Raw genomic sequence first — 13,581 nt, forward strand, 5'->3', positions numbered from 1 at the left:
GCTAGTATCGCCTGCGCCGCGTCGAACGGCTACTTCCCACCAACCCGCCCAGCACGCCCCGGATCAGTTCGCGGCCCACCTGGCTGCCGATGGTGCGCAGCATCGACTTGGCGAAGGCCTCGCCCATGCTCTGGCGGTTCGAAGCCCGGGCCCGCGGGGCCGGCTGGCCCGAGGCCTCGTCACCGGCCCAGGGGCCGCCGTGGGCCTTCGGCTGCGGAGCCTCCGGCTCGGGCTCCGCCTTTCGCTGCAGCATCTCGTAGGCGGACTCACGGTCCACCGCCTGGTCGTAGATCCCGCGCACCGGGCTCGATCCCATCACCGCCCCACGCTCGGCCGGCGAGAGCGGCCCCAGGCGCGAGACCGGCGGCCGGATCAGCGTCTTCTGGACCACCGTCGGCGCGCCCTTCTCGTCCAGCACGGACACGAGCGCCTCGCCGACGCCGAGCCCCTGGATCGCCTCGGCCGTGTCGAAGGCCGGATTGATGCGGAAGCTTTCGGCCGCCGCGCGCAGGCCTTTCTGGTCGGCGGGGGTATAGGCGCGCAGCGCATGCTGGATGCGGTTGCCCAGCTGGCCCAGCACGGTGTCCGGGATGTCCGCCGGGTTCTGGGTGACGAAATAGACGCCGACGCCCTTCGAGCGGATCAGGCGCACCACCTGCTCGACCTTCTCCAGCAGCGCCTTGGGCGCGTCGCGGAACAGCAGGTGCGCCTCATCGAAGAAGAAGGCCAGGCGCGGCTTCTCGGGATCGCCCACCTCGGGCAGTTCCTCGAACAGCTCGCTCATCAGCCACAGCAGGAAGGTGGCGTAGAGCCGGGGGCTGGCGATCAGCCGGTTGGCCGCGAGGATGTTCACATACCCTTTGCCCGTGGTGTCGGTGCGCATCAGGTCCGAGAGCCCGAGCGCCGGTTCGCCGAAAAGGTTGGTCCCGCCTTCGGTCTCCAGCACCAGCAGGTTGCGCTGGATCGTGGCGATGGTGGTGGGCGAGATGTTGCCGTACTTAGCCGACAGCTCCTTGGCGTTGTCCGACGCATAGCTCAGCGCGGCCTGCAGGTCCTTCAGGTCGAGCAGCAGCAGGCCTTCCTCGTCGGCCGCCTTGAAGACGACCATCAGGACGCCCTCCTGCACGTCGTTCAGCTCCAGCATCCGCGAGATCAGCAGCGGCCCCATCTCGGAGACCGTGGCGCGGATCGGATGGCCGGACTCGCCGAACAGGTCCCAGAACACGGTCGGGGCGGCGGCGGGATTCAGCGTCAGGCCCATGACCTGGGCGCGCGCCTGCATCTTCTCGTTCGGGGTTCCTGGCGCCGCGATGCCCGACAGATCGCCCTTCACGTCGGCGGCGAAGACCGGGACGCCGGCGTCCGACAGTCCCTGGGCCAGCACCTGCAGCGTGACGGTCTTGCCTGTACCGGTGGCGCCGGCCACCAGGCCGTGGCGGTTGGCCCGGTTGAGGAGCAGTTGTTCCGGATGGTCCGAGAACCCGATCAGCACGCCGTTGTCGGCCATCTTCCACGTCTCCAGTTGTCCGCCATCACTAGCATCCGGCGCGGCGCGCTCAACGGGCCAGTCGCGGGCCATGCCGCCTGCCTCTCGCCGGCGCCGAGGTCGATCTGCGATGATCCTTGCCAAAAACTGCCAGATGGAGGGCAAATCCACTCCCCATGAGCGGTGAAGCGGGGTAGAGCACACCCGATTTGACGGCGCCGCCAACGCCGCCGACATTGCCGCCTGACCCTTCCCGAAAGCGCGCATGCCCCCCTCCGCCGCCGACCCGGTTTCGCGAAATGCCCTGGTGATCCTGGCGACCATCGCGGCCGGCGCCGTTCTCTACCTGCTGGCCGACATCCTGACGCCCCTGGCGCTCGCGCTGTTCCTGGCGGTGATGATCGATGGGTTCGCGCGCGTGCTGGAGGCCCGCGTCCCGGTGATCTCCAAGCGCTTCGCGACGCCCGTCGCGATCGTGCTGTCCGTGGCCATCTTCGGGGGGGCGGCGTTCTTCATCGCCGACAACGCCGCTTCGTTCGCAGGCCAGCTGGTGGCCTATACGCCGAAGCTGAACGGCCTGATCGCCCGCCTGGCCGGCATGGTGGGAGTCGAGGCCCCGCCCTCGGTCACCCAGCTGTTCCAGCAGTTGAACCCGGCCAGCTACCTTGGCCAGGTCGCGCGGGGGCTGCAGAGCTTTCTGTCCACGGCGGCCTTCGTGCTCGTCTACCTGGGCTTCATCCTGGCGTCCCGGCGCGGCTGGGAGCGCAAGGTCATCCACCTCTTCGCCAGCCGCGAACAGCGCCACGACGCCACCGCCGGCTTCCTGCGCATCCGAAACGGTGTCGAGCAGTACCTGTGGGTGCAGACCGTCACCGGCCTGATGATCGCGGTCGCCTCGTGGATCGCCATGGCCGTGGTCGGGCTCGACAACGCGCTGTTCTGGGCGATCCTGATCTTCTTCGCCTCCTATATCCCGGTCGTGGGCGGGGTCGTCGCCGTGGCCGCGCCGCCGATCTTCGCCCTGGTCCAGTTCGACACCCTCTGGCAGGCCATCGCCCTGTTCGTCGTGTTGCAGGCGATCACCACCTTCGTCGGCAACGTGATCCTGCCGCGCATGCAGGGCCAGAGCCTCAACATCGACCCGATCGTGCTGCTGCTGGCCCTGGCGTTCTGGAGCGTGATCTGGGGCCTGACCGGCGCGTTCCTGTCGACGCCGCTGACCACGGTGACAATGGTGATCCTGGCCCAGTTTGCGGGAACGCGCTGGATCGCCGTCCTGCTCTCCGAAAACGGCGACCCGGGCGGCCTGAAGCAGGAAACCGTCGAGCCGCCGTCCTCCAGCGGCCCCGCAAAGCCCGCTGCGAAATCCGCCGCCAAACGCCGTTCACGAACTTGAGAGCCGGGACTTACGCTGTGACCTCCCACTTCCTATCTAATGTTGGTCGGACGACACATTCGTCCGGCGGGTGTGTCCGTTCCCCAACCCCACGGACGCAGCGAGCACCCAGCATTCCGCCGCTCCCCCACGGCGGAAGCCCACGGCGCCGGACTCTCTCCTCCGGCGCCGTTCTCGCGTCCGGCCCAGTCTCCCCCCCGAAGGGGCCGGCCGTTCCGGCCGAGGAGGCGGTTCGATGAGCCGCTCTCCCCGCGCCGGATCAGGGCTGGCCAAGACCCTCCAGACCGAACTCAAGGACGACGCCGCGCCCGACGGCGTGAAGGCCTATGCCAAGCAGGCGGCCGAGGACGCCCAGCCCGACGAGCTGCCTGAGCTGTCCACCTCCGGTCTCGCCAGGAATCTCGCTGACTTCTGGCGCTTCGCGGAGCGGCGCCGCGGCCGCGGGCCGCAGATACGCATCGCACCGGCCCTCGACGCCAAGCTGGACCGCCTCGAAATCGTGCAGGACGACGCGCCGTTCCTGGTGGACAGCGTCATGGGCGAGATCGCCGACCAGGGCCTGTCGGTGCGCGCCATGTTCCACCCCATCGTCGAGGTGCAGCGCGACCGGTCCGGCGTGCGCGGTGGCAGCGGCACGCCCCGCAGGGAATCCATGATCGAGGTCTTCCTCGAAGACATCGGTCGTGACCGTGAGCAGGCCCTGACCGAGGGGGTCAAGGCGACCTTGGCCGACGTGCGCGCGGCGGTGGACGATTTCCCCGCCATGCTCGAGCTGATGAGCCGGACCGCCGAGGAGCTGGAAGCCTCCGGCAAGGCGCGTCCGGATGAGATCGCCTTCCTGAACTGGCTGCACGCCGAGCACTTCGTCTTCCTCGGCGCCCGCGTCTACGAATACCCGCGCCTGAAGAGCGGCGACTATGCGGCCGAGGAGCCGGTCTATCAGGCCAAGGACGGCCTGGGCGTACTGCGCGATCCTTCGCGTACGGTCCTGCGCCGCGCGAACGAGCCCGCCGTGCTGATGAGCGCGGTCAAGGATCGGATCGTCCGCGATCCCGCGGTCACGATCGCCAAGTCCAACGTCAAGAGCCGCGTCCACCGTCGCGGCTACATGGATTACGTAGGCGTCAAGCGGTACGGCGACGACGGGCGGCCCAGCGGGGAAGTCCGCTTCGTCGGCCTGTTCACCGCCGAGGCCTACGACCAACCCGCCAGCGTCGTGCCGCTGGTCCGGGAGAAGGTCGCCCGCGTGATGAAGCGCGCCGGCGCGGCGCCGGGCAGCTACAACGAGAAGCGCCTCAAGAACATCGTCGAGAACCATCCGCGCGACGAGCTCTTCCAGGTCAGCGAGGACGAGCTGCTGAACATGGCGGTGGGGATCCTCCACCTGTCGGACCGGCCGCGCGTCAAGCTGTTCGAGCGGCGAGACCCGTTTGACCGGTTCGCCTCCATCCTGCTGTTCGTGCCGCGCGACCGCTACGACAGCGACCTTCGCAAGCGCGCAGGCGAGCTGCTGACCGAAGCCTATGGCGGCCGCCTGTCGGCCTACTATCCCAGCTTCAACGACACGCCGTTGGCGCGCGTCCATTTCATCATCGGCTTCACGCCCGGCCACCACCGCTCCCCCGACCTGCGCAAGGTCGAGGCCGAGATCAGCGAGGCCGCCCGCACCTGGGAAGACCGCTTCGACGCCGCCGTGCGCGGCAGCGGGCGCGAGCCCGAGGCCGTCGCGGCCACCGTCGCGCGGTATCGCGAAGCCTTCCCAGCCGGCTACCGCGACCGGTTCGACGCCGCCGAGGCCCTCGCCGATGTGGCGGAGTTCGAGGCGTTCGGCGACGACCAGACCATCCGCGCCCGGGCCTACCGCACCGCCGCCGACGGGCCGCTCTCGTTCCGGTTCAAACTGTACCGCAAGGGCGAGCCGGCGCCGCTGGCCGACGTCCTGCCCATCCTCGAGAGCATGGGCCTGAAAGCCCTCGCCGAGGCCGGCTTCCAGGTTTCCCCAGACGGCGCGACGCCCGTCTGGGTGCACGATTTCGAGATCGAGGATCCGCGCGGCGGCAACCTGGTCTTCGCCGAGGTCCAGGACGTCTTCGAGGACGCCGTGGTCGCGGTCTGGACGGGCCGCACCGAGAACGACGGGTTCAACCGCCTCGTGATGGAGCTTTCCATCCCCTGGCGCGACGCGGCCCTGGTCCGGACGCTCGCTCGCTATCGGCAGCAATCGGGCCTCGATCCGTCACAGCGCGTGCAGGAACAGGCGCTGTCCAACCACCCGGGCGTCACCCGCCTGATCCTCGACCTCTTCCGCATCAAGTTCGACCCGGCCATCGCCGCGGACCTCGCCGCGCGCCAGGAGCAGGCCGGCGCGGTCATGGACGAGATCGTCGAGGCGCTGCAGCTCGTCGAGAGCCTGGACGACGACCGTGTCCTCCGCCGCCTGGCCCTGCTGGTCGGCGCGATCCAGCGCACCAACTTCTATCAGCGTGGCGCGGACGGTGCGGTGAAGCCGTACATCTCGTTCAAGGTCGCGTCCGGCGCGCTGGCCGACCTGCCGGCCCCGAAGCCCTATCGCGAGATCTTCGTCTGGTCGACGCAGGTCGAGGGCGTGCACCTGCGCTTCGGCCCGGTCGCCCGCGGCGGCCTGCGCTGGTCCGACCGGCGCGACGACTTCCGCACCGAGGTGCTGGGCCTGGTGAAGGCGCAGCAGGTCAAGAACGCGGTGATCGTGCCCGTCGGCTCCAAGGGCGGCTTCTACCCGAAGCAACTCCCCAAGGGCTCGCCCGACGCCGTCCGCGCCGAGGCGATCGCCGCCTACAAGACCTTCCTCTCCGGTTTGTTGGACATCACCGATAACCTCGACGCCGCCGGGGGAGTGATCCGTCCGGACAGCGTGATCGCCTACGACGGCGACGACCCCTACCTCGTCGTGGCCGCCGACAAGGGCACGGCCACCTTCTCCGACATCGCCAACGGCGTGGCCGAGGACTACGGCTTCTGGCTGGGCGACGCCTTCGCCTCGGGCGGCTCGGTAGGCTACGACCACAAGGTCATGGGCATCACCGCCCGTGGCGCATGGGAGGCCGTGAAGCGGCACTTCCGGGAGATGGGCAAGGACATCCAGTCCGAGCCCTTCACCGTGGTCGGCTGCGGCGACATGTCGGGCGACGTGTTCGGCAACGGCATGCTGCTCTCGCGGCAGATCCGCCTGCAGGCCGCCTTCGACCACCGCGACATCTTCCTCGACCCCGATCCCGACCCGGCGAAGAGCTATGCCGAGCGCGAGCGCCTATTCGCCCTGCCGCGCTCGTCCTGGCAGGACTACGACAAGAAGAAGATCAGCAAGGGCGGCGGCGTCTTCTCGCGGTCGCTGAAGTCGATCCCGCTGTCGGCGGAGGTCCGCCGGCTTCTCGGAACCGACGCCGAAGCCCTGTCGCCGGCGGAGGTGATCCACCTCATCCTGAAGACGCCCGCCGAACTGCTCTACCTCGGCGGCATCGGCACCTATGTGAAGGCCACCGGCGAATCGAACCTCGAAGTCGGCGACAAGGCCAACGACGCCGTGCGGGTCAACGGCGCCGAGCTGCGGGTCAAGGTGGTGGGCGAGGGGGCGAACCTGGGCCTCACCCAGGCCGGCCGCATCGAGTTCGCCGCCCGCGGCGGCCGGGTCGAGACCGACGCCATCGACAACTCGGCCGGCGTCGACAGCTCGGACCACGAGGTGAACATCAAGATCACCACGGGGATCCTGGAGCGCCAGGGCAAGCTCTCGCGCGCCCAGCGCAACAAGCTTCTGCCCACCATGACCGACGACGTGGCCCGCCACGTTCTCGTGCACAACTACGACCAGACGCTGGCGCTCTCGCTGCTCGAGATGGACTCGCCCGGCGAGCTCGACCCCCACGCCCGGTTCATGGCCGAGCTCGAGCACGCCGGCCGGCTCGACCGCGCGGTCGAGGGCCTGCCCGACGCCGTCGAAATCGCCGAGCGGCTGAAAGCTGGGCGCGGACTGTTGCGGCCGGAACTGGCCGTGCTCCTCGCCTACGGCAAGCTGGAGCTGAAGCGCGAGATCGTCGCCAGCCACGCGCCCGACGACCCGTTCTTCGAGACCCGCCTCGAGGCTTACTTCCCGAAGGGCCTGCGCAAGTACAAGGACGCCATCCTCGCCCACCGCCTGCGCCGCGAGATCATCTCCACGGTGATCGCCAACGACATGATCAACCGCTGCGGGCCCAGCTTCCCGTCCCGGACGATGACGTCGGCCGGCTGTGACGTGGTGGCCCTGACCGCCGGCTACGAGGCGGCCAAGCAGGCGCTCGACTTCGAGAGGCTGTGGGCCGACGTCGAGGCGCTGGACCTCAAGATCCCCGCCGCCGGCCAGATGGCGCTGTTCCGCCGTTTGGTCACCGGCCTGCGGGGCGCCACCTTCTGGCTGGCCCGCCGCGCTGGTCGCGAGGGGCTGTCGGTGGCGGAGCTGACCGCCCGCTACGCGCCGGGCTTCAAGAGCCTGCACGCCCTGCTGCCCGAGATCCTCTCGAAGGCCGAGCGGGCGGGCGTGGACCAGCGCATCGACCAGCTGGTCGGCGCGGGCGCGCCGGCGAAGATGGCCGAGGCGGCCGCGGTCCTGGGCCCGCTCACCAACGCCGCCGACCTGGTCGACCTGGCCGAGGCGTCGAGCTGGCCCCTGCCCAATGTGGCGCGGCTCTACTACGCCACCGGCGCCGCCTTCGCCTTCGACCGCCTGCGGGCGGCGGCGGGTGAGTTCCGCGCCGGCGACATCTTCGAGCGGACCGCCCTACGGCGCCTGATCGAGGACCTGCTGGCCGAGCAGACCCAGCTCACCCGGGCGATCATGGCCTTCACGGGCGGCGCCCAGGCGGGTGACGACGACACCTCGGCCCGCCAGGCGGTTTCCGCTTGGGCGGCGCTGCGGCCCGAGCAGGCCGGGGCCGCCACCCGCACGGTCGAGGAAATTGAGGCCGGCGGCGGCGCCTGGACGTTCGCCAAGCTGACCATCGCCAACGCGGCGCTGCGCGAGCTGGCGGCCGAGGCGGCGAGCGGGCGGAAGCGGCGGGCAGGCTAGAGGGCGTTGGGCGAAAGTGGATGCCGGTTTCGCCCCCAACACGCGCTCGAAATCAAAGAGATGAGCCTGTTTATCGGGGCCCGGGCGAGTCCGTCTGAACCCAACAGACTCTAGCCGTTTCCACCTCCGCCGCCTGTCGACGCTCCGCCTTGGGACGCAGAGATCGAGAGAGGGGCCGGCTGGGGAAAGGTCCGGCCGGTCGGCGGCGGAGGCAGGTCCCCGACCCGCGTGGGAGACGCGCGGCGGGAATGGCTACGGCCCACCAAACCTGCCGCCGCCGGCGCGTCGCGTCTCCGCCGGTGCGACGAAGGCCGCCGAATCGTCGATGGAGGGGTGGCCAGCGGCCGGTTCGCGCCCCACGAAGCCCGCGACTCTCGCGCGACCGCGTGTTCTCGTCAGCCGGGGGACGGCCTCACGGCGCCAAGCGCTCGACCACCAGCGTCAGGAAGGCCCGCAGTCGTCCGTTGCGTCGGAGGTCGCGGTGATAGCCGAGCCAGGTGTCGCGGCTGGGCGGCGGGGCGGCCAGGTCGATGCGTTCCAGTCCCGGGGTCTCGTCGCCCAGCGGACGCGGCAAGACCGCCAGCCCCAGCCCGAGCGCGCAGAGACGGGCCTGGACCTCGCGATTGTTGCTTCGCGCGGCGATCCGCGCCTTGGGCAGCCGCGCCGTGATCCAGCCGACGTCGGGCATGCCGCTGAACGCGGTGTCCATCAGCACCAAAGCGCTTCCGGCGCCGTCTGGCGCGGGGTGCGGTCTGCCGGCCTGGCCATAGACCCCATAGGCGACCGACATCAGGCGCCTGGAGACGATGTCCGGGTCCTCGAAAGGGGTGATGCGAAACGCCAGGTCGGCTTCTCTCCGGGCCAGGCTGTACATGCGGGCGTCGGTCAGCAGCTCGACCGTCACGCCTGGGTGGCGGGCGCCGTACTCCGCCAGAACCGGAGCCAGGATGGTGACCCCGAACCACTCGGAGCAAGAGATACGAAGCAGGCCTTGAAGCGCGGCTTCAGACCCCGTCAGAGCGCGCCGCAGACCCTGGGCCTCCTCGGCCATGCGCTCGGCGTGGGGCAGGGCGGCCAGGCCCTCCTCCGTCAGCACGAAGCCATCGGCGGTGCGCTGAAACAGGGCGTGGCCCAAGGCCGCCTCCAGCGCTCGTAGCCGACGACCCATGGTCGGCTGCGTCTGGCGCAGAGCTCGCGCCGCGCCCCCGAGCGTTCCGTGGCGCGCGACCGCCAGGAACACCTGCAGATCGTCCCAGGACATGCGCGAGACCTCAGCCAAAATTGCATGGACGTCGGACGATTTTCGCAAGTTTCATGCAAGATCGAAAGGCGCGAAATGATTGGCGTCATCCAGGAGATGCCCATGACCACCCCCACCATGCACGCCGCCGTCCTGCCTTCGAAGGACGCCGCCTTTCAGATCGCCACGGTGCAACGCCCCGTCCCGGAAGCCGGACAGGTGCTGGTCCGCATCCACGCGAGCGGCCTCAATCCGCTCGACGCCAAGATCCGGGCCGGGGCCGCCGCGCACGCTCGCCAGCCGTTGCCCGCCATCCTTGGCATCGACCTGGCCGGCGTCATCGAGGCCGTGGGGCCGGGCGTTGCGCGCTTCCAGCCGGGCGACGCGGTTTTCGGCATGACCGGGGGCGTCGGCGGTCTACAGGGGTCGCTCGCTGAATACGCCGCCATCGACGCCGAGCTGCTTGCCCTGAAGCCGGCCGCCCTTTCGATGGCTCAGGCCGCCGCCCTGCCCCTTGTGGTCATCACCGCGTGGGAGGGACTGATCGACCGCGCCCATATCGCGCCGGGCCAAACCGTCCTGGTGCTGGGCGGAGGCGGAGGCGTCGGCCACGTGGCCATCCAGATCGCGCGGTCGCGCGGCGCGCAGGTGTTCGCGGTGGATCGCGGCGACAAGGCCGATCTGCTCCGGCGACTGGGCGCAATCCCCATCGATCGCGAGACGCCCGTGGCTGACTATGTGGGCCAGCACACCGCCGGACGCGGCTTCGACCTGGTGTACGACACGGTCGGCGGTCCTGCCCTGGACGCGGCCTTTCAGGCGGTCCGGCGGTTCGGACACGTGGTGAGCAGCCTCGGCTGGGGAACCCACGCGCTGGCGCCGCTGTCCTTCAAGGGCGGAACCTATTCCGGCGTGTTCACCCTGCATCCACTCCTCACCGGGGAGGACCGTCGGCGCCACGGGGATATCCTCGCGGAGGCGGCTGTTCTGGCGGAAGCTGGGGCCCTGACCCCGCGGCTGGATCCGCGAACCTTCGGCCTGGCCGATGTGGAAGCGGCCTTCGCGGCTCTGGTCGACGGGAGCTCCGCGGGCAAGTTGGTGGTCGGCCTGATATGACCTCCGTCTCGCCTAGTCGTCAAAGCCGACGAAGACGGTCGCCTCTTTGACGGATTTGCGCTCCGACACGACCGCATTGGCGGGGAACGCTTCGTCAGGCCAGCCGAGCGCGATGCTTTTCATGATCACCTGGTCATCGGCGATCCCGGCATGCTCACGCACGACGGGCGACTGCATGATGCCCTGGCTGTTGATCACCGCGCCGAGGCCCCGCGACCACGCGGCGTTGACCAGAGCCGTGGCCACCGCGCCGCAGTCGAAGGGCGCGTCGTCCATGCCCTCCAGTTCCTTGTCGAAGGTGACGATCACGCACACCGGGGCGTCGAACTGGCGGAAACCGCGTAGCACCCAGTCCTGACGCGCCTCCTTGTCGTCTCGCGCGATGCCCATCGCGCCGAACAGCTGCTTAGCTACGCCGATCTGTCGTTCGCGATGTTTGCCCTCGAAGCCCCGCGTGCCGGTCCGGAACTCGCGCGAATGCGGCACACCCGCCAGGTTGCGTTCGGTGTTGCCCTTGCGGATCCGGTCCAGCGGCTCGCCGCTGATGACGTAAAAGTTCCAGGGCTGGACGTTCATGGACGAAGGCGCCCGCATGGCCAGGGCGATGATTTCTTCGATCAGGGCCCGGGGCACGGGATCCGGCTTGTAGCCGCGGATGCTCCGGCGACCGAGGATGACGTCATCGAATTGCATGGAAACCCCTGGGATGGACCGCGCTGACGCCCCGCGTCTAGCGGCATCGGACGACCCCGTCGACGTGGACGCAGCGTCACTCTCGCAGCTCGACGCGGGGCGTCGCCTTGGCGGACGCCAACTGTCAGCCCGCGTTCAGGCCCAGCCGCGCGAGCACCGCCTTCACATAGGTCGGGCCCACGGCGACGCTTACGCCGTCGCGAAGCGTGAGGGAGATCAGCCCCTTGCCCAGGCGCTGGACCTCCTGCACCCGGCCCAGGTTCACGAAGGCAGAGCGGTGCACCCTCGTCAGCATTTGCGGGTCGAGCATTTCCTCCAGCGCCGTCATCGTCAGGCGATGGATGTGGCTGCGTGTCGGGGTGTGCAGCAGCACGTAGTCGCGGGCGGCCTCGATCCAGTCCAGCTCGGCGGCCGAGACGCGCACATGGCCGTTGCGTCCCGTCACCCAGAACGAGACGGCCTCGGGCGTGGCCGGCGCAACTTCGACGGGCGCCGCGGACTCGCGCAAGGCGCGGCGACGGCGGGCGCGCTCCACGGCCTGGCGCAGGCGGTCGAAGCGGACGGGCTTCAGGAGGTAGTCGGCCGCCTCGACGTCGAAGGCGTCGGCGGCGTACATCTCGAAGGCGGTGACGAAGACGATCTCTGGCCGCGCGTCCAGATCCAGCGCACCGGCCACCGACAGGCCGCTGCGCTCGGGCATCTGGATGTCCAGCATCACCAGGTCGGGCCTAAGCGCCTCCACCTGCTCGATCGCCTCACGGCCGTTCCGAGCCAGGCCTGCGACCTCGGCGCCCGGGATCTGCTCGAACAGCGCCTGCAGCCGCTCGAGCGCGGCGGGCTCGTCGTCGACCAGCAGCACGCGCATGTCAGGCCGCCCGCGCCTTTCGCGCCCGCAGCGAGGTGATCAGCGGCAGTCGCACCATCGCCAGGAAGCCGCGCTCCCGGGCCGTGGTCTGCAGCACCCCGCGCGAGCCATAGAGCACGTCCAGTCGCTGTCGAATGTTCTTCAGGCCGACGCCCGCGCCCCTGGCCGGCTCGCCCAGCCGCTCGGCGTCGTCCTCAACCAGCACCACCAGATCATCCCCATCTCGCGCTACTTCGAGGCGCACCGTGACCACGGCGCTGGAGCGCGAGACCCCGTGCTTGATCGCGTTCTCGATCAGCGGCTGCAGGATGAAGCTGGGTACGACGGCGCTGCGGAGGTCGTCGGGGCAGGAGAAGTCCACGCCCAGCCGATCGCGGAAGCGCACGCTCTCGATCTCTAGGTAGGCCTGGATGGTCGCCAGCTCGTCCTCCAGCGGGATCATCCCCTCGGGATCCGCGGCCAGGGTCACGCGCAGGAACTCGGCCAGCTTCTCCAGCATGGATTCCGCCTCGGCGTTCCGCTTGGTGATCACGGCCGAGGACACGGCGTTGAGCGTGTTGAAGAGGAAGTGCGGGTTGAGCTGGTAGCGTAGAGCAGCCAGCCGTGCGGCGGTGGCCTGGCCCTCCGCCTCGGCGGCGGCGGTGCGGGCGTCGGCCAGCTGCCGCTCGTGCTCCGCGACCGCCCGGTTGGCCATCAGCATCAGGTAGAAGGCGCCGACCAGGGCGTACATCCAACCCAGGCCGAAGAGGTTGCTCACGAACCGGAACGCGATGCGATCCGGCGTCATGGCCGCCGCCGCGACGGGGTCGAGGGCCGCCCGCAGCAGGCCGCCCAGCAGGATATCGGCCAGGGAGTTCAGCGCGCCGCACACGAGGGCCAGGGCCACAAGGGCGCCGTACCGCGCCCACGCAGGCCGCCCGCGCATCACCGACATGGAATGGAAAACCGGCCAGGACAGCGCGCAGCCCACCGCGGCGATCAGGAACACGCTCGCAAAGGCGCTCGAGCTCGCGCGGCCGTCCAGCGCCACCGGCAGCAGGTTGAAGACGATGTCCATCGTCCAGACGCCCAAGGTCAGCCACACGGCCTGGCGGGCGAGACGATCCGGATCGCGGCGGGGTTCGGAAGCCATCACGCGAACCATACCGCAGCGGATGCGCGCCGCCCCCCATCTTCGTCGCGGAAGTGGCCGTGTTGGTCGACGGGCCCGCTCGCCCGGTCGTCGCGCAGGCTCCCTCCGCCGCTTGGGCGCAGGCTCGTCGCAGGACGGATGACGGCGGGTCGAGCCGGCCCGAGGTTCGCGCCGCTCAATGTCAGCGTGAAATGGAGTTCAGCGTGAACCTGCGCCTATTGCTTGCCGCGGCCGCCGCCGCGACCGTCGCGTCCACCTCGGCGAATGCCGCCGCCAACCTCTACTATCAGTCCTTCACCGATGGCCTGAACGCCAACGAGAAGGTCGGCGGCCGGTTCGGCGTGACGAACGGCCAGGTCGGCCACGTCAACGGCTACCAGAAGTACGACTACTCGTTCTACGAGCTCTCGCTCGACCTCACCAATGTGCTCAGCGCCGAGCTGCTGTTCGACTACGACATCGTCTCGGAGCTGAACTACGACGGCTTCAATGTTCTGGCGTCCACCACCGGCGAGTTCGCGCCGCCCGCCGGCCGGCTGACGCCCATCTCGTCCGGCTTCTACGGCCGAATCT

At 69.6% G+C, this 13,581-nt stretch carries 8 protein-coding genes; 3 read left to right on the forward strand and 5 right to left on the reverse strand.

Annotation, left to right across the window (positions count from 1 at the left end; genetic code table 11):
* Position 1 precedes the first annotated feature (1 nt).
* The gene (locus ACODSY_RS00325) at positions 2–1,507 is read right to left on the reverse strand and encodes a helicase HerA-like domain-containing protein (RefSeq protein WP_488949627.1); all 1,506 of its coding nucleotides are present in this window, start codon (positions 1,505–1,507) and stop codon (positions 2–4) included.
* A 244-nt stretch (positions 1,508–1,751) separates the two neighbouring features.
* Between ACODSY_RS00325 and ACODSY_RS00330 the strand changes: the two genes are divergently transcribed.
* Positions 1,752–2,882, forward strand: a complete 1,131-nt coding sequence (locus ACODSY_RS00330; RefSeq protein WP_488949628.1) for an AI-2E family transporter — start codon at positions 1,752–1,754, stop codon at positions 2,880–2,882.
* A 235-nt stretch (positions 2,883–3,117) separates the two neighbouring features.
* Entirely contained in the window at positions 3,118–7,962 is a 4,845-nt protein-coding gene (locus ACODSY_RS00335; protein ID WP_488949629.1) for an NAD-glutamate dehydrogenase, read from the forward strand.
* 412 nt (positions 7,963–8,374) lie between these two features.
* Here the strand turns inward: ACODSY_RS00335 and ACODSY_RS00340 are convergent, their stop codons facing one another.
* Positions 8,375–9,223 (reverse strand): LysR family transcriptional regulator, encoded by an 849-nt coding sequence (locus ACODSY_RS00340; RefSeq protein WP_488949630.1) that lies wholly within the window; start codon positions 9,221–9,223, stop codon positions 8,375–8,377.
* A 102-nt stretch (positions 9,224–9,325) separates the two neighbouring features.
* On the opposite strand from ACODSY_RS00340, the gene ACODSY_RS00345 reads away from it, so the two are divergent.
* Positions 9,326–10,318, forward strand: a complete 993-nt coding sequence (locus ACODSY_RS00345; RefSeq protein WP_488949631.1) for a zinc-dependent alcohol dehydrogenase family protein — start codon at positions 9,326–9,328, stop codon at positions 10,316–10,318.
* A gap of 12 nt (positions 10,319–10,330) precedes the next feature.
* Here ACODSY_RS00345 and ACODSY_RS00350 read toward each other — a convergent pair whose 3' ends face one another.
* The 3 genes from ACODSY_RS00350 to ACODSY_RS00360 form a co-directional block, all read right to left on the reverse strand.
* A complete protein-coding gene (locus tag ACODSY_RS00350) occupies positions 10,331–11,011 on the reverse strand; it encodes a nitroreductase (protein ID WP_488949632.1) in 681 nt (226 codons plus the stop codon).
* Positions 11,012–11,135: 124 nt separating this feature from the next.
* Positions 11,136–11,876 (reverse strand): LytR/AlgR family response regulator transcription factor, encoded by a 741-nt coding sequence (locus ACODSY_RS00355; RefSeq protein ID WP_488949633.1) that lies wholly within the window; start codon positions 11,874–11,876, stop codon positions 11,136–11,138.
* A 1-nt stretch (position 11,877) separates the two neighbouring features.
* Complete coding sequence (locus tag ACODSY_RS00360) at positions 11,878–13,008, reverse strand: sensor histidine kinase (protein ID WP_488949634.1); 1,131 nt, start codon at positions 13,006–13,008, stop codon at positions 11,878–11,880.
* Positions 13,009–13,581 lie beyond the last annotated feature (573 nt).

The sequence above is a fragment of the Phenylobacterium sp. FG114 genome, from assembly GCF_057809855.1.